General features: G+C 68.7%; 20 protein-coding genes and 2 pseudogenes. 10 read left to right on the forward strand and 12 right to left on the reverse strand.

Annotation, left to right across the window (positions count from 1 at the left end; genetic code table 11):
* Positions 1–42: 42 nt before the first annotated feature.
* Positions 43–273 carry a hypothetical protein gene (locus AB0L75_RS41885; RefSeq protein ID WP_365191538.1) on the forward strand — a complete coding sequence of 77 codons (231 nt, stop codon included), beginning with the start codon at positions 43–45 and terminating at the stop codon, positions 271–273.
* A 334-nt stretch (positions 274–607) separates the two neighbouring features.
* Here AB0L75_RS41885 and AB0L75_RS41890 read toward each other — a convergent pair whose 3' ends face one another.
* The 6 genes from AB0L75_RS41890 to AB0L75_RS41915 form a co-directional block, all read right to left on the reverse strand.
* The gene (locus AB0L75_RS41890) at positions 608–883 is read right to left on the reverse strand and encodes a hypothetical protein (RefSeq protein ID WP_365191539.1); all 276 of its coding nucleotides are present in this window, start codon (positions 881–883) and stop codon (positions 608–610) included.
* Positions 852–1163 (reverse strand): hypothetical protein, encoded by a 312-nt coding sequence (locus AB0L75_RS41895; protein WP_365191540.1) that lies wholly within the window; start codon positions 1161–1163, stop codon positions 852–854. Before AB0L75_RS41895 ends, AB0L75_RS41890 begins: the two co-directional genes overlap by 32 nt.
* Before the next feature lie 186 nt (positions 1164–1349).
* On the reverse strand, positions 1350–1700 hold the full coding sequence (locus AB0L75_RS41900; protein ID WP_365191557.1) for a hypothetical protein: 351 nt from the start codon (positions 1698–1700) through the stop codon (positions 1350–1352).
* A 269-nt stretch (positions 1701–1969) separates the two neighbouring features.
* Positions 1970–2518 carry a hypothetical protein gene (locus tag AB0L75_RS41905; protein WP_365191541.1) on the reverse strand — a complete coding sequence of 183 codons (549 nt, stop codon included), beginning with the start codon at positions 2516–2518 and terminating at the stop codon, positions 1970–1972.
* A 569-nt stretch (positions 2519–3087) separates the two neighbouring features.
* On the reverse strand, positions 3088–3291 hold the full coding sequence (locus tag AB0L75_RS41910) for a hypothetical protein (protein WP_365191542.1): 204 nt from the start codon (positions 3289–3291) through the stop codon (positions 3088–3090).
* Complete coding sequence (locus AB0L75_RS41915) at positions 3288–3503, reverse strand: hypothetical protein (RefSeq protein ID WP_365191543.1); 216 nt, start codon at positions 3501–3503, stop codon at positions 3288–3290. The genes AB0L75_RS41910 and AB0L75_RS41915 overlap by 4 nt, the downstream gene beginning before the upstream one ends.
* 70 nt (positions 3504–3573) lie before the next feature.
* On the opposite strand from AB0L75_RS41915, the gene AB0L75_RS41920 reads away from it, so the two are divergent.
* The 5 genes from AB0L75_RS41920 (at position 3574) to AB0L75_RS41940 (ending at position 5837) form a co-directional block, all read left to right on the forward strand.
* Positions 3574–3924: a DUF6233 domain-containing protein gene (locus tag AB0L75_RS41920; RefSeq protein WP_365191544.1), complete on the forward strand. Its 351-nt coding sequence runs from the start codon at positions 3574–3576 to the stop codon at positions 3922–3924.
* Between the two features lie 142 nt (positions 3925–4066).
* A complete protein-coding gene (locus tag AB0L75_RS41925; RefSeq protein ID WP_365191545.1) occupies positions 4067–4417 on the forward strand; it encodes a PadR family transcriptional regulator in 351 nt (116 codons plus the stop codon).
* A gap of 12 nt (positions 4418–4429) precedes the next feature.
* Entirely contained in the window at positions 4430–5044 is a 615-nt protein-coding gene (locus AB0L75_RS41930; protein WP_365191546.1) for a hypothetical protein, read from the forward strand.
* A 155-nt stretch (positions 5045–5199) separates the two neighbouring features.
* Entirely contained in the window at positions 5200–5454 is a 255-nt protein-coding gene (locus AB0L75_RS41935) for a PLD nuclease N-terminal domain-containing protein (RefSeq protein WP_365191547.1), read from the forward strand.
* 155 nt (positions 5455–5609) lie between these two features.
* Entirely contained in the window at positions 5610–5837 is a 228-nt protein-coding gene (locus AB0L75_RS41940; protein WP_365191548.1) for a hypothetical protein, read from the forward strand.
* A 15-nt stretch (positions 5838–5852) separates the two neighbouring features.
* On the opposite strand, the pseudogene AB0L75_RS41945 reads toward AB0L75_RS41940, so the two are convergent.
* From AB0L75_RS41945 to AB0L75_RS41960, 4 genes and pseudogenes are all read right to left on the reverse strand, one after another.
* Positions 5853–6008, reverse strand: a pseudogene (locus tag AB0L75_RS41945) (IS5/IS1182 family transposase); the annotation flags it as partial.
* 140 nt (positions 6009–6148) lie between these two features.
* Complete coding sequence (locus AB0L75_RS41950; RefSeq protein WP_365191549.1) at positions 6149–6763, reverse strand: ABC-2 transporter permease; 615 nt, start codon at positions 6761–6763, stop codon at positions 6149–6151.
* Positions 6760–7629 (reverse strand): ABC transporter ATP-binding protein, encoded by an 870-nt coding sequence (locus tag AB0L75_RS41955; RefSeq protein ID WP_365191550.1) that lies wholly within the window; start codon positions 7627–7629, stop codon positions 6760–6762. Before AB0L75_RS41955 ends, AB0L75_RS41950 begins: the two co-directional genes overlap by 4 nt.
* Before the next feature lie 51 nt (positions 7630–7680).
* Positions 7681–8067: a GntR family transcriptional regulator gene (locus AB0L75_RS41960; RefSeq protein ID WP_365191551.1), complete on the reverse strand. Its 387-nt coding sequence runs from the start codon at positions 8065–8067 to the stop codon at positions 7681–7683.
* A 353-nt stretch (positions 8068–8420) separates the two neighbouring features.
* Here AB0L75_RS41960 and AB0L75_RS41965 point away from each other — a divergent pair, with 353 nt between their 5' ends.
* Positions 8421–8756: a hypothetical protein gene (locus tag AB0L75_RS41965; protein ID WP_365191552.1), complete on the forward strand. Its 336-nt coding sequence runs from the start codon at positions 8421–8423 to the stop codon at positions 8754–8756.
* Positions 8757–9080: 324 nt separating this feature from the next.
* On the opposite strand, the gene AB0L75_RS41970 is transcribed toward AB0L75_RS41965, so the two are convergent.
* Positions 9081–10697 (reverse strand): ISL3 family transposase, encoded by a 1617-nt coding sequence (locus AB0L75_RS41970; protein ID WP_365191553.1) that lies wholly within the window; start codon positions 10695–10697, stop codon positions 9081–9083.
* Between the two features lie 646 nt (positions 10698–11343).
* Here AB0L75_RS41970 and AB0L75_RS41975 point away from each other — a divergent pair.
* Positions 11344–11949, forward strand: coding sequence for a replication-relaxation family protein (locus AB0L75_RS41975; RefSeq protein WP_365191554.1), 606 nt, complete (start codon positions 11344–11346; stop codon positions 11947–11949).
* Positions 11950–11969: 20 nt separating this feature from the next.
* Here AB0L75_RS41975 and AB0L75_RS41980 read toward each other — a convergent pair whose 3' ends face one another.
* The gene (locus AB0L75_RS41980; protein WP_365191555.1) at positions 11970–12563 is read right to left on the reverse strand and encodes a peptidase inhibitor family I36 protein; all 594 of its coding nucleotides are present in this window, start codon (positions 12561–12563) and stop codon (positions 11970–11972) included.
* A gap of 278 nt (positions 12564–12841) precedes the next feature.
* Here AB0L75_RS41980 and AB0L75_RS41985 point away from each other — a divergent pair, with 278 nt between their 5' ends.
* Both AB0L75_RS41985 and AB0L75_RS41990 read left to right on the forward strand, forming a co-directional pair.
* Positions 12842–13813, forward strand: coding sequence for a helix-turn-helix domain-containing protein (locus AB0L75_RS41985; RefSeq protein WP_365191556.1), 972 nt, complete (start codon positions 12842–12844; stop codon positions 13811–13813).
* A 46-nt stretch (positions 13814–13859) separates the two neighbouring features.
* Positions 13860–14643: pseudogene (locus AB0L75_RS41990) on the forward strand (IS5 family transposase); the annotation flags it as partial.
* Between the last annotated feature and the right edge of the window lie 239 nt (positions 14644–14882).

Genomic DNA, 14882 nt, shown 5'->3' on the forward strand with positions numbered 1-14882 from the left:
CATCCACGCGTGAGACCGTCACGCCCGAAACAAGGAACTGCCATGTCTACTGCACAGCCCAACAGGCGCCGCCCCGCACGTAGGGCCTGGAACCCCGACCTTCGTGCGATCTGGGCACTGCTGATCCTGGTCCTGGTGCTCGTGGTCCTGTCCTTCGGGGCCGGCCTCGTCTATGTGACGTGGCGCCACCCGTCCCTGGGAACACCGCTGACGGTGGCGCTCGCAGGCGTCACCCTCCTGGCAACAATCGCCATCGCCCTCACCCGCCGGTGACCACCAGCAGCCGCCCCAAAGGGAACCCCGGCGCACGCCCCAGCGTCACCACCCCGCCCCCATCCGGCGGGGCGGGGCGGGTGGACCAGACACAGCGACGCCCCGGACCCCGGCCATCCCGAGACCCTGCCGGACGGGACCGAGATCAAACTCGGGGTGTTCCTGACGAACACCAAAACCAGGCGGGCGAAGCTGAGCGCAGGGCAGTTGGAACGGCTGGCCGGCCCCGGGCTGGAGTGGGCGGTACAAGCGATGGATGCGGTGTAGCCGGGCAGGAACAGCACGGCGGCGGGCTCCCGGGGAGATGATCCGGGCGCCCGCCGTCGGTTGAGAGTCAGGGCCCTGCGATGAGCCAAAGGATCAGGACCGCGTCCAGATCCTGGCTGTAGCGGTAGACCACGGAGATCCCACGACCGCCGGTCTCCTCGGGCAGCAGCTCGATCACATAGCTCTCCGAACCGGGGTCGGCGTCCGGCAGTCCGCGGGCCCGGTCGGAATCGGGATCGTCTGCCAGGTGGCGGCGGACAGATTCGACGGCAGCCTGCTCGCTCGGGTTGAGGTCGGTCCGGAAGAGCTTCTCAGCAGCGTCGCTGAGGAAGGCGTGGGTCACGGCCTGCCTCAGTCATCTTGCGCCGCAGTTCCTCGGTTACGTCCTCGGTGGGGCGCGCGAGCGCAGCCATCCCCTGCGGGTCGCACCGCAGCAGCACACGGTGCCGGTACGCCTGCACAATCTCACGGACCCGGGTGAGGTCGTCCAGGTCCGTGTCCGCCAACTCCCGCTCGAAGGCGTCAGCATCACCCTGGAATCCCCACGCCTTCAAGGCGACGCGCAGCTCTGCAAGCGTGCGCATCTGCGGTACGACGCCGAAGTGCTCGGGTTGTGCTGTCACTGTCGCGCCTCTCCCTCAGCCAGTGGTTCCAAGTGTCCCACCCGCCAGCGGTGCCCGGGGGACGAACCCGGTCGGTGAATTGCGTGCGGACCGGTCGGTGTCCCGTCTCAGCGGAGTTTGACCAGTCTCACCGAAGTTTGATCGCCTCGTGGGAGGCCGTTCCGAGGATCAGTGTTCGGCGAAGCCTCAGGGGCGACGCTCCCCGGCCCGCGCGGCGGCCGCCGCCTCCAGCAGGGTCCAGCCGTCGACCTCCACCAGCCGCCGCTCCCCCGGTTGCCACCCACGGGCCAGCGCCACGTCGAGCAGGGCCCGGACAGCGCCCGGCTCGTGCAAGTTCAGGTCCGCGCCCTGGGTGAAGCCCACGTCCCCGGAGCCGAAGGGGGCGCCGCCCGGAACGTACCGGCCAGGCCCGCCGGCAAAGACAACGCGCAGCGGGCCGCCGCTTCCTGCTGGCTGCGGGGACAGGGTGAGAATTTGGCAGCAGTCCACGGCACGGCCATCGTGGTCCCTTCGGTGACTGTGTCGCATAGTCCACATGTACACGCGCCCGTCGACGACCAGTCGGCGGGGCTTCTTCGAATGGCGAGGCACCCAGCCGAGAGTACCCGGCCTGATCCACAAGACACTCCGAGCGGTGATCACGCTTGATGAGACGAACCGGACGCTCGTCAAACTTCGGTGAGACCGGTCAGGGTCCGATGAGACGGGACAGTCGGCCGCACGATGTCGTTCGTCAGCGGATTGTCCGTTGCCAATTAACCCAGCCCGTTTGTCACCGAACCCAGCCGCCCGCCAGACGTCGGGTTTCAGCGGGCCGGCCCCCGGCGTGCGGCGCGATGGCGGCGGTAGTAGGAGAAGGTGACGGCTGCTGTCAGCGGGCCCCATAGGACCAACGGCTGGTAGAGAATGCCGACGACCAGGTTTCCGGTGGGCGTCATGTCCTCGTGCGGATACGTCCACCACCAGGGGATATTGGCCCAGATCACGGTCAGAGCCGCTGCGCCGAGGGCAGCAGAGACGACGACGGCCATGGGACGAACCCTTCGCCCTCCGATCAGCGGCATCCAATGCGGGACAACCTCGCCCCACGGCCGCACCAGGCCGATCGTCAGGAAGGCGACCAGTTCGCTGAGTACGCTGAGCGTCAGCATCCACGTCTTGGCCCCGAACGTCTCGAAGGGCCCAAAACCCGTCTCTGTGTAACCGCCGGGGTATCCGAGCACCATGGCGATGCGCCAGAGCCCGCTCGGCAGGACCACCAGCGTGGTCAGGTGCGCGGCCCAGACCGCCCAACGGGGCGGCGCCGCTGCGGATATGGCGGAAGAGGAGGACGGGTGAAGGCTCATGTGACTCATCCTCAGGCACCCCCCGACGCTCTTCGTCAGCCTGCAAGGCGCACTTGTACGAGCCGCCGGTACGAGACCTGGGCAGCGTGACCAGCCAGGCGGCGGAAGCACGGTCATCCTCCGAGACGATGTGCCTGGCCGGCCGTTCGCCTCCGCCGCAACGACTGGGTTCGGTGACAAACGGGCTGGGTTCATTGGCAACGGACACGGATCTGGGAGTAACCCCAGCGTGACGGATAGGCGTCACGCGGTGACGCATACCGCAACGGCCGTTCGGATGCGTCACGCGCCGCTAGCGGCCTCGCGACGGAGCCGCCACGCCCGCGTACGGCACTTCGGCGAGCAGTACACCGAATCCGTCCGCTTACGGACCGAGAACGCGCGAAGCTCGCGGGCCTGGCCGGCGAGGAGTACGACGCGCAGTGGCGTAGCTGGCGCGCAGCGTCCGAGGCCGTACAGGCAGCCATCACCGCGCACGCCGAAACCACCCAGGCCAGCCGGTACGAGGTGGAACACGCCGTGAAGAAGACGGTCCGGCACGCCACGGAGAATCCAGCCGAGTAACCCAGTGGCGCCAGCTACCGGTCCTCGGGCCAGTCGCCGAGCACGTCTCCGGTGTCCTCATCGGTCAGGGTGACGCGGGCGCCGGGCATGCTGCCGCCGTACTGGCCGACCAAGTCCCGGAACTTGTCGCGGGCCACGGCTTCGCGTCCCCACCAGCCGTGCTGTACCGGCCGGCCACCGGTCGTGAGCAGCAGGTGGTAGCGGCCCGGAGCGGTCATGCGAGCCGGATCCCTCTCGCCCGGCCCGGCTCACGAACAATCGCCTGCTTCGTCTCCAGCTCGACCAGCTGGTAGTGCACGCTGGCGCTGCCCATCCCGACCGCGTCCCCGATCTCCCGCACCGTCGGCGCCTCGCCGCGATCGACGATCGCCTGCCGGATACAGCGCAGGACGCGTTCCTGAGTGTCGGTGAGGTGCTCTACGCGGTGCATACTGAGATTGGAGCACTTGTTCGAATTCTTCGGCAAGCGGACACACGGCACAGCAAAGAGGAGCGGGCAGGTGAACCAGCCGACCTCCCGTCCGGACATGCCGCGGTTCGCCCGCCGCGTCGTCGAGCAGCAGACCGCACGGCAGCTGGCCCTGATCGACCGGTGGATCGCCGACGAGGAACGCCGGGAGGCCGAGCGGCGCCGGGGCGAGGAACGCCGGCCGACGGAGCCGGAGTGGCTGATCCAGTACGGGCTCAACCGCAACAACATCGACGCCATACACGTAGGCGGCTGCCGGGCGCCCGCCAAGAGCGGACGGTGCAGCCCGGCAACCCGGCAGCAGGCACTTGACTCACTGCGGCGCCGAGTACCGGCATGCCCCCACTGCCGGCCAGACACCGCACTGGGCATCCTCGACTAGGGCCTGTCCGACGGGTCGCTGTGTCTCGGTTCCATGTCCCGGAACGAGGGCTACCCGCGCCGGTGTGCCGATATCCGACCTCATCACGGGTGCACCAACATCACCTTTGTACTCCCACGGATGACCAGGTACTGTGCAATGCATGGAACCTGACATCGCAGGGAAGCCTGCCGCGAGCAAGGCGGAGAGCCAGCTCCGCAAGGGCGTGCTGGAGTACTGCGTGCTTGCGATCCTGCGGGACGGCCCGCGCTACGGCGTGGAGCTGCTCGAAACCCTCGCGGTGAACGTCATGACCACGAGCCAAGGAACCATCTACCCCCTGCTGTCGCGGCTGCGTCGAGACGGACTGGTGGAGACCCACTGGCAGGAATCCCCCAGCGGGCCCCCGCGGCGCTACTACGAGCTGACGCCGTCAGGGCATGCGGCGCTGGAGGAGTTCACCGTCATCTGGCCGCACTTCCGTGACGCGGTCGACCACTTCATCACCGACTGACAGGAGACCACCATGACGATCATCGAGCACCCACTGGTGGAGAAGTACCTGGCCGCCGTAGCGCGGGAGACGGCCGGACTCAGCCCGGAACGCCGCAACGAGCTGCTGGCCGACCTGGAGGAGCACATCGCCGTAGCCCTCGCCGAAGAGTCCGCCTCCGGCGACGACGAGATCCGCGCCGTACTCGCACGCCTCGGCGACCCGCGCACCATCGCGGCGACCGCACTCGGCGACGAGCCCCCCGCGCCGCAGAGTCCGGGGCTGGCTGTGGTGCGCGCTGTGGTGCGCGCCCTCGCCGTGCTGATGCTGCTGGGGATGGCCAGCCTCCTGGCGTTCTCCGCCATCCCCGCTCTGGGCGGCATCCCTCTGATCGGCGCTCTCTGGTGCCTGTGGGCCGGGCAGCAGTGGTGCAAGCGGGACAAGGTGATCGGAACGGCGACCGCCCTCATGCCGCTGCTGTTCGTGGTGACACAGTCCGTGATCGCCGCAAACGGGCTGCACCTCGGCCTCGGAGATGCATTCATCCCGGTCAGCCTGGCCGCGCTGGCGCTCCCGACCGCCGCCGGCGCCTATCTGCTGTGGTCCGCGGTGCGCCCGCTGCTGGGCTCCACAGTGCGCGAGGCGTGACAGGGCTTACCTGCTGTCGATCGGTACGGCCGCGGCCCTCATGGCGGGGGCCTGACCAGGACACCATCGGCATCCCGGAACAGCCGGACCGCCATCAACCGAGGCCGCCCGACCGGGTGCTGCCAGAATCCCCCCACCAGCAAGAGGAATGAACGATGCAGGCACAGCTCGCACACCAGATGGCCCTTGCTCCTACCGGCACGATCGTGATCGCCTGCGCTGGAGCTGCTGTGGTCGCCGCCGCTCTCGCCTTGTACTTCGGCGCCCTGCTCGGCATCGTCAGGTCCGACCTCACCACAGGGATGAAGCTGGTCTGGGTCGCCTTCACCCTCATGACCCCGTTCCTCGGGAGCCTGCTCTGGTTCCTCATCGGTCGCCGCGACGCCCAGCCCCGGCCGGGCATCGCCTGAGTCCAAAAGCGCGCCATCGCCGTCTTCGCGATCAGGTTGTCACTGAGCTGATGCGGTGGCATGGCCCGGTTCGAGGGTCTGATCACGCCGCCCGCCACACAGTTCGTGTGCGAGACGGGCGCACCACTACGGCGGTTCATAGAAAGGGTGGAGGCATGGCCAAACCTGTTCGCGCGGCTCTCGGAGGCGTGTGGATCAAGTGCAACTTCTGTCAGGGCGACCTGTTCAGGGACCGTGAGGTAAAGCTCAACAGCTCCGGCATGGAGTTCATGAACTTCGGCTGGGCGAACGAGTCGGCAACCGGCCTGATCTGCTGGAACTGCGGCTATGTGCACCTGTTCGTAAACAGGGATCTCGAACTGTACAAACAGAAGAAGGGCTGAGTGCCCTCTGGCAGATCATGCGCGCAGCCAGAGGCGAAGGGACGCGACGGCCACGGTGCCGTGAAAGACGTACGCCCGCTTGCCGAAGCGCGTGGACACCGCACGATTGATCTTCAACCGGTTGATCAGCCGCTCGACTTCGTTCCTGCGGGCATAGCGCGCCGGGTCAAAGCTGGTCGGCCTGCCACCGTTGCTGCCACGGCGTCGGCGGCGTTTGCTGCGCCGGTGCTGCCATTGCGGCTCCGTTCGGCGGCTCCGTCGAGGCCCGCCGCAAAACGCCCCACCGTGATCACCGCGGACGCGATCAGATGCTATGCCCGTGGCCTTGCCCCATACGCCGCCAGGGCAGCGGACGTCACTATAGCGGCCGCGCCAACCACCCAGAGAAGCGGCAGCCAGACCTGGATCCACTCGATGGTCAGGTGCAGCCGGAAGACGGCCAGCATGACCAGCGCGAGCGGCATGGTGGTGCCCAGGACGCTGATGCGGGCGTACCCGAACCGGATCAGCAACGGGAACTGGATCGCGATGTTGACGGCGAACAGCACCCAGGACAGCGTCAGCATCGTCACCAGGGCGCTACCGCCGAACGGCACGCCTTCGGCCCGCGCGAGGAGAACGGCCAGCGTCGTACCTGCGGTGACGGTGGCGAGAAAGCTTGCCAGGGCCCAGGCGTAGTGTCCGAGCAGCACCGTGCGGCGAGGCAGGGGCAGGACGGCGTACAGCGTCTCCAGGCCCGCCTTGTCGGCGACCACGAACGGGTGTACGGCGATCAACGGGGCGAGTAGCAGCGCGAGCGCCGGTACGAGACCAACGGGGCTGCGGGCGAGCACCAGGACCATCAGGCCGAACACCAGCAGGCCTTGGGTCCGGTACGGCGCGACGGTACGCAGGTGCAGCACGGCCACGCGGGCAACAGCGGTCATATGATCGCCCCGCGCCGGCCGTTCCGCTTTGCTGCCGGCTTCATCGGCGGCGATCCGATGTGGATGGCGATCTGCTCGAGGGTGGGCGCCTCGACGAGCACGCCCTGGCCGAGAAGCTCGGCCTCCTCGGTGCGTACGAGGGCTTCCGCCCCGGTCGACGTGCGCCTGACGCCGATCAGCTCGACGCCGACGAGGCCACTCAGATCGTCCGGCCCACTTCGCACGACCCGGTAGGCCTCCAGTATCTCGTCCTTGGGGCCGGTCCGGACGATGCGGCCGCCATGAATGAGCGTCACGAAGTCGCCGATGCGGTCCAGATCAGAGGTGATGTGCGTGGAGAACAGGACGCTGTGCCCCTCGTCGAGCAGGAAGTCCCCGATGATGCCGACGAGTTCGTCCCGGGCGACGGGGTCCAAGCCACTGGTCGGCTCGTCGAAGACGAGCAGCCGCGCCCGGTGCGACAGAGCCACGGCGATCATGAGCTTCATCGCCATGCCGCGGGACAGGTCCTTGACCTTCACCCGCAGATCCAGGCTGAACTCCTCGAGCAACTGCCGATAACGTACGCCGTCCCAGCGGTCGTAGAAGGGGCGCAGCGTCCGTTCGACCTTGGCCAGCCGCCAGTCGCCCACCAGGTAGGTGTGGTCGAGCACCACCCCGACGTCCTGGCGCAGCGCGACCGGGCCGGGTACCCGGTGGCCGAGCAGCTCCATCTCGCCGGTCTCGATCCCGCGCATGCCCAGCAGACACCGGATCGTCGTCGTCTTGCCGGCGCCGTTCGCGCCGATGAGGCCCATGGCGTAGCCGGTCGGAAGTTCGAAGCTCACATCGCGCAACGCGAAGCCGTTTCCCACCGCGGAGCTCACGCCCCGCAGGGCGAATGCGAGATCACTGTGCACTGACGGATCCTCCTGATCTCAGGCGTGCTCGTTCTCGGCCTGCATCAGCCCGTCCAGGATCTGGATGAGCTCCTCGCGGTCGAGGCCGGCCCGCCGGGCGGCGTCCAGGGCAGCCTGCAGGCCTTCCTCCACCTGTCGCAGCAGTTGCTCGCGCACGAGCGCCGAGTCCAGCGGCAGGACGTAGGCGCCCTTGCCGGGGACGGTGGCGATGAACCCCTCGGCGGCCAGCTCGGTGTAAGCGCGGTTGGTGGTGATGATGCTGATCCGCAGATCACGAGCGAGGGCACGGACGGAGGGCAGGGTGCTGCCCTCGGCAAGTTCCCCCGACAGGATGGCTGTGCCGACCTGCTCTTTGATCTGCTGATAGAGCGGCACGCCGGCACTGTTGGACAACACCACCCGCACGACAGTCCTCCGTTCCCCAACTGTATATGGACACTATATACAGTTGGAACGGTAGTTACACCACAAGGCCGTCGTTGCGGGCCGCGTCCGATGTCGGGTGTCGGGAGAGAGGAGGGTTCGCTGCGCGATCGGTTGGAGCGGCAGCGCGGTCCGCACTGATCATCGATGCAGGCCTGCCGTGCGCCGAATACGACACCTCCAAGATGAGGAGCGGGAAGCGGCCCTGGTGCTGGCCACGCAGGCCAGCAACGTGACATGGGCGGCGGACGGCACGCCCTGGGAGCGGTTCCTACGGGCGATCAGCGGCGGCAGATGGGGCCGACAGCCCACTAGCTGGACCGTGATCCGGCTGGATGCGCCCTGGCAGGACACCCCCCTCCTCAGAGCGCCCCGGCTGGAGGGAGCGCGCCGCCAACCTCGCCGACGACCCTGCCTTCGCCGTCGACTACATCGTCTGCCCCCGCTGCGGGCTCGGGTGGGTCGAACAGCCCTACACCATCGAGAAGTACCAGCGGTGCGGACTGGCCACCGCGGGCCTGGAAGCGCTGCGCCTCGAGCACCCCGGCCTGTCCTGGCACACCCAGGGCGGCCACTTCCAGGACTCCCGGGCCTTCTGGACAGCCGTAGGCACGGGTGTGCCGGGCAGCTACCAACAGCGCGACACCTGCCCGCACGTGCCCGAGGGGTGAGCTGGCCAGGTCCGCACCGGCAAGACAGCTGGCCGTTGCCAGAGGAGTACGGCCCGATGGTGCAGCCACCCCTCGTCGGAGCGCCACGCCTGGATCGGCGACAGGCATTGAACCGGGTGCTCGCCGCGCGGCCGGCAGCGGTGCCGTGGTTTGACAGGGCTTCGAACGGAGCACGACGCTTGCGATCGTCGGAGAGGTGAGAGGGCTCCGAGCATGTGGCTGCAGCCGAGTGCAATTCGCAGTGCCTGGTTTGTCGGCGACGGCCGAAAAGTGGTTCTGGATCACTTTCAGTGCCGGAACCACGGAGGGTCACCACAACCGCGATCATGAACAGCCTCGCGCGGTGAGGAGGACTCGCTTGCGCAGGAGGTCGAAGTTGGCACGGCCGAACATCTGTCGCTTTAGCATTTTGATCTTGTTGTTCTGTCCCTCGACGGCCCCGGAGCTGTAGCGGAGGCTGAGGCCGGCGACGACGGCGTCGAGGTCCTGGCCCAGGCCGGAGACGAAGGTGTGCAGAGTAGGCAGGTCGTCGGCCTGTACCTGGGCGATCCACTGGTCGAGGTGTTTGCCCTGGCGGTCGTTCATCAACTCGGCGAACACGCGGACGTGGTGGGCAGTGCGGTCGAGGGCGGGGCAGCGGGCGAGAATCGCCTTGAGCTGCTGGGCCTGGTCGTCGGTGAGGCGGTCGGGATGGCGGGTGAGCCAGCTGGTCACATCCCGCACGGACGGAGCCTTGCGGGGCGGGGTGGGCGGGAAGCCCGCACGCAGCTTGGCCACGTAGACCTTCACGACGTTCTCGCCACCGGGGTAGCCGCGCTCGCGAACCTCCTCGAACAGACGGCGGGCGACGGTGCAGCCCTCAGCCCACCGCTGGTGAATGTGGGGCTTGTAGGGGTCGAGGATGCTGTTGCGACCGGTCCACCGTCCGACCAGCAGCTCGTCCGCACTGTCCACATGCGCATAGCGACGCACGGTGTTGCGGGCCAGCCCCAGTCGTCGGCCGATCTCTCGCAATGCAACGCCCTGGTCGAGCAGAGCGTGAACGGCCTCGTGCTGCTCACGAACCCGGTCGGACAGGCGGCCGGCGGTTCGCGGGCCCGCAGGAGCCGAGTCGAGGTCCAGTCCCTCCAGGGCCGCGGGGTCCGCGGCAGTGGCGGTGTCCTGGGGCTCGCGCAGGAGGGCACGGTGCTGGACGACGGTCTTCTCGACGGCCTCGGCGAGGTTCGACCATATGTGCCACCGATCTGCAACATGCACCGCGTCCGGGGCACCAAGACGTCCGGCCTCGGCGTAAGCGGTGGAACGGTCCCTGCAGATCACCTCGCCGCCGGGATGCTCGGCGAGCCACCGGGCCACCGTCGCCGTGGTGCGGTCCGGCAGCAGGTCGACGGGCTGGTGTGTCTCGATGTCGAGCAGGATGGTGCCGTAGTTGTGCCCCTTGCGCAGCGCGAAGTCGTCGATCCCGAGCACCCGCGGTGTCGAGGTCTCGGGGTCCTGTAGGCGGCGGATCAGCCGTAACAGGGTCGAGCGGCTCACCTTGGCCGCCAGCGCGTGGGCCAGGCGGGAAGCGGCCCGGCCGGCCAGCATCACCGCCACCCGTTCCAGCACCGTCTGCAGCCCGGCGCTGCGTCTGCCGTGCCGGAACGTCAGTCCGTCGACCTGCTCGGCGAACGTCGCCTGCGGACAGTCCTGTTGAGAGCAGCGGAACCGCCGGACGCGTAGCTCGATCAGCGCCGGACGGCCGCCGACCGCACTGTCGGCTAGCCGGCGTACGTACCGGCTGTGCACCCGGACCGACGCCGTTCCACACGCCGGACACGCAGCCCGCTCCGCAGCCGTCCGGGCCCGCACGACCACCAACTCGCCGTCGGACACGACACCTTCGATCACGACACCGTCGACCGGGTGGAACCACAGGCCCTGGAGGAGTACATCAGCCACGGCCGTTCATGATCGCGGTTGTGGTGACCCTCCGTGGTTCCGGCACTGAAAGTGATCCAGAACCACAATTCAGCCGTCGCCGACACCGCTGGAAGCAGTGTGGGCGGCAGCCCGCCCCTTCGTCGTGGCGCAGCGGGTCGAGGTCGTCGCAGCTGCTGTGGTGCCGGACCCCCCGACCGCGAACTGAAGGCGGCCCGGCCTGGAGGCCCCGCTGCACTCCCCACGACGCCGCCATGGCGGCTTGTCCGTCCGGCCTCGCGCGCGGCCCCGCCGTCGCGCGCGAGCAACACCAACGGCGCCGGATCTCCTCGCCCGCCGCCCGGGCCTGTCCCACCCACCCACTTCTCTTTTCTTCCTGCTGTGGGGCGTGGACTCGGGGGCGTAGAGGGATGTCGGCCTCCCTACCACGGCAGGGTCAGCGTGGTGACCTGCGGATTCGCGAGCAGGTGCGGCAGAGGGCACGGGCGGTTGTCGGCCGGGTTGTCGGCGGGGATGTGGGCCTGGTCCACGGAGGTGTTGTCCGCTTCGTGACCGTGGTCGGGCCTTCGTGGTCGGTGGTCTGGTCGGGGCCGACTGCTGCTGTGGCCGGGACACGCGGTGCCGGGCAGGACGGCGTCGCACCGGCAGGGAAGCGGGCGGATCCGTGATGATCGGCGTGGACGTGGGCAGCGGGGACCGACTGGCATTGGGCGTGCTGGCGCAGTACCGGATGGCCACCACCGAGCAGATGCACCGGGTGATCGCCCCCTCGGTGCGCATCGAGCAGACCAGACGCAGGCTGGCCAGGCTGCGCGTGGAGGGGCTGGTCGACCGCATCACCCTGCCGCAGGCCGGACGGACCCGGGTGTGGTTCCCCACCCCGTACGGTGCGCAACTGGCCTCCGAGTGGCCAGAGATGCGCGGACGCCGTCCGTCCAGGACGGTGTCCGATCCGACCGCTGTCCGGCTGAAGGCCAGCCACACGCTGACCGTGACCGAGATTGCACTCGCCTTCCTCGAGGACGCCCGCCGCCGCAGCGATCCGTGCCGGCCGCTGGACTGGATCCCCGAGGTCCACCACCCGCTCGGGAACGGCGAAGCCGTCATCCCCGACGCACTCCTGTACTACCGGCGCGGCCCCGCCGACGGCGACAACGGGTCGATGCTGCGGGCGTTCGTGGAAGTCGACCGGGTCACCATGGGCCCCGAACGCCTCGCCGCCAAGCTCACCTCCTACGAGCGTGAAGTGACCGGTGACCGCCGCCCACGGTGAGGCGGCGGTCACCGCCGGTCCTAACAGGGCCTGACGGACCATACGTAGTACCAGTCCCCGTTGGAGTCCGAGCTGTAGGCGCCCGGGGTGGTGTAGAGCAGGTCGCCGTACTTGCCGTACATGCGTGCCTGGCGGCCCTGGGTCTGGTTGTTGATCCATGACCCACCCCGGCCGAAGTTCATGGCGTAGCTCTGGCAGTAGTACATCTGCTGCTCGGAGCCCTGGTAGTCGGCCTGACTGTAGGCGCAGAAGTACCCGTTGTAGAGGCTCCCTTGGAGGCAGGGGTCGTAGGCGGGGCGCATGCCGGCGCCGGAGGCGAAGTCCCGTGGGTGGGCTTCTCCGGGGATGGCGACGAGCACCTTCCCCTTGCCGCCCAGGTCGATCTCGTTGAGGGCGACCTGTCTTCCGCCGGTCGCCTTCAGATAGCGGTCGACTTCCGACCGCAGCGACTTGTTCTGAGTCTGCGTCAGGTGTGCGGCTCTGGCCTGCTGCGCGAAGGCCTCACCGGTGGGAGTGGCGTGAGCCGTTCCCATGCCGGCCCCGAGCGTGAGCAGCCCGCCGGCCATGACCGTGGCCAGCCCGGCCTTCGCCTTGCTGAGCATCTGCTTTCTCAATGTTCCCCCTCGTGTGTCGTCCCGTTCCAGCGGAAGGTCCGCCGAACTGGTCCCGGGATGGTGTGGACTGCTCGGCCGCCCGGCACCCCCCGGTGTCGTGTGCCCGGCGACCGATCCAACCGCGGCAGCCCTGGTCGGCGAGTGGCTGATCCAGCCCTGCCTCCCCGACCCGCCGCGGCAGATACTGATGGGTGCGCCTCACATCGTCCAAGCCGTCAGGGGGGACACGCGATGCATTCAGCTGTGGCTGAAGTGTGGGAACGGATACGGAGGAGCGCGTGCTGAGGGTGCGCTTCACGGCGGAAGACCTCTTACGCGTCCGTGTCGCCACGCATCCGGCACCGTTGATGGAGCTGTCACTGGCCCTGATGACGCTCAAGCGCCGCGATGCCGACGCCGTGTTCGGCCGATGGCGGCACCGTCTGCGGCAGACCCTTCCGGCGCAGGCCCGGCCGATGCTGCAACTGGTCTCCCCCACCGGCGTCGGCCCGCTCTTCCTGGACCCTGTCAGTACGGGCCTCGCCGACGGCCTGAACAAGGTCCGCTCCACCTCACCTGCCTTCGCCCTGGCGGAGTTTCAGAGAGTCTGCGGGGCGGGCGTGGCGAGAACCGAATGGATCCGCCGACTCGCCAGCCACGACCAGCAGGCCTGGCAGAGCCTCGAAGAGTCGATCACCGCGGCCTACCACCATGTCCTCGCCGACGCCTGGCCCCGGATCCTAAGCGGGTTCCACGCCGAAGTCGCCTTGCGCACCCGCTCCATGGCCCAACACGGGCTGCTGGCCACCTTGACCAGCCTGTCCCCCGGCATCCGGTGGAACGGCATGACCCTTGAGATCCCCCACGCGCAGGACCGCGAGATAGCGCTGGGCGGAGTCGGGTTGGTGCTACTGCCCTCACTGCTGTGGACCGCTCCTCCTCTGGTCGCCGTCCAACGCGACGGTCCGGCACTGCTGGTCTACCCGGCCGTCACCCCGCTGCCGCTCCAGGACTCCCCTACCACCGCCGACCCGCTCACCGCACTGCTGGGAACCACCCGCGCCCTGATGCTCCGCCTGCTCACCCGGGAACACACAACCACCGGCCTGGCCCGGGCACTTGACATCACCGCACCTGCCGCCTCCATGCAGACCAGGACCCTGCGTGAAGCCAGACTGATCACCACCCATCGGGAGGGCAAAACGGTCTGGCACTGGTGCACCCCCCTCGGCCTCGACATACTCACCGCGACCCAGCCACCCCTCACGTGACGCGTTCGGCCAGGAGTGCGGGCCGGTGCCCGTTGAGGTCGCCGAAGGCGAGCCGAGGATGCCGGACCGGCAGGCCTTGTGCGGGATCCTGTTCGTGCTGCACACCGGCATCCAGCGGGAGTACCTGCCCCAGGAGCTGGGCTTCGGTTCCGGCATGACCTGCTGGCGGCGGCTGGCCGCAGGGAACCAGGCCGGGGTATCGGAGCAGCCGCAAGTGCCGCTTTGAAGAAGCTGCGGCCGGCGAAGAAGCCGGACCGGTCCCGGGCGGTGATCGATTCCTCCCACGTACGGGCGGCCCCCAGGAGCCCAAAAGTGTTCCCAGCCCGGTCGATCGCGCACGGCCGGGCAGCAAGCACCGCGTCATCACCGACGCCCAGGGCATCCCGCTCGCGGTGTCGCCGACCGGCGGCAACCGCAACGACGTCACCCAACTCCTGCCCCGCTCCACAAGATCCCCCCCCCGGTCGCCGGGGTCGCCGGCCGGCCCCGGCGGCCGGCCCGACGCGCTGTTCGCCGACCGCGGCTACGACCACGACACGTATCGACGCCTGCCGTGGCGGCGCGGCATCCGTCCCGTGGTCGCGAGGCGAGGCGAGCCGCACGGCTCCGGCCCGGGCATCTTCCGGTATGTCGTCGAACGGACGATCGCCTGGCTGCACGGCTCCCGTCGTCTGCGCATCCGGCGGGAGCGACGGGACGACATCCATGAAGCCTTCCTCGGGCTCGCCACATGCCTCATCGCCTACCGACACGTCCGACGCCTTTGCCAGAACCCCTTAAATCCGGCGGAGATCGCGGGCGGAGCCAGAGTCGGATCGAGGCGACGGTGACGGTGCCGTGGAAGATGTAGCCGTGGCACACGAAGATCACCTGCGGTCGGGCAGGAACGCTGTCAGCCCGCGGCATGCGCTGGTGGCTACCGTGCCGGTTCGGCCGCGGGTTGCCGGATCAGACCGTGCAGGGCCGAGATGACTTCTTGGCCCGTCGGGGTGGTGAAGTCGCGTACGAGGTCGGTGGCGAAGCTGGCGACGCTGGTGATCTGGCCTCCGGCCGCCTCGATCTGGCGGAA

Source organism: Streptomyces sp. NPDC052101, assembly GCF_040680235.1.
Taxonomy (GTDB): domain Bacteria; phylum Actinomycetota; class Actinomycetes; order Streptomycetales; family Streptomycetaceae; genus Streptomyces.

Bases quoted from the DNA above. Each gene is read 5' to 3' on its own strand.
- AB0L75_RS41885 (WP_365191538.1), top strand. From the start codon at position 43: ATGTCTACTGCACAGCCCAACAGGCGCCGCCCCGCACGTAGGGCCTGG.
- AB0L75_RS41900 (WP_365191557.1), bottom strand. From the start codon at position 1,700: ATGTGGACTATGCGACACAGTCACCGAAGGGACCACGATGGCCGTGCC.
- AB0L75_RS41905 (WP_365191541.1), bottom strand. From the start codon at position 2,518: ATGAGTCACATGAGCCTTCACCCGTCCTCCTCTTCCGCCATATCCGCA.
- AB0L75_RS41910 (WP_365191542.1), bottom strand. From the start codon at position 3,291: ATGACCGCTCCGGGCCGCTACCACCTGCTGCTCACGACCGGTGGCCGG.
- AB0L75_RS41915 (WP_365191543.1), bottom strand. From the start codon at position 3,503: ATGCACCGCGTAGAGCACCTCACCGACACTCAGGAACGCGTCCTGCGC.
- AB0L75_RS41925 (WP_365191545.1), top strand. From the start codon at position 4,067: ATGGAACCTGACATCGCAGGGAAGCCTGCCGCGAGCAAGGCGGAGAGC.
- AB0L75_RS41930 (WP_365191546.1), top strand. From the start codon at position 4,430: ATGACGATCATCGAGCACCCACTGGTGGAGAAGTACCTGGCCGCCGTA.
- AB0L75_RS41935 (WP_365191547.1), top strand. From the start codon at position 5,200: ATGCAGGCACAGCTCGCACACCAGATGGCCCTTGCTCCTACCGGCACG.
- AB0L75_RS41940 (WP_365191548.1), top strand. From the start codon at position 5,610: ATGGCCAAACCTGTTCGCGCGGCTCTCGGAGGCGTGTGGATCAAGTGC.
- AB0L75_RS41950 (WP_365191549.1), bottom strand. From the start codon at position 6,763: ATGACCGCTGTTGCCCGCGTGGCCGTGCTGCACCTGCGTACCGTCGCG.
- AB0L75_RS41965 (WP_365191552.1), top strand. From the start codon at position 8,421: ATGCGCCCTGGCAGGACACCCCCCTCCTCAGAGCGCCCCGGCTGGAGG.
- AB0L75_RS41975 (WP_365191554.1), top strand. From the start codon at position 11,344: ATGATCGGCGTGGACGTGGGCAGCGGGGACCGACTGGCATTGGGCGTG.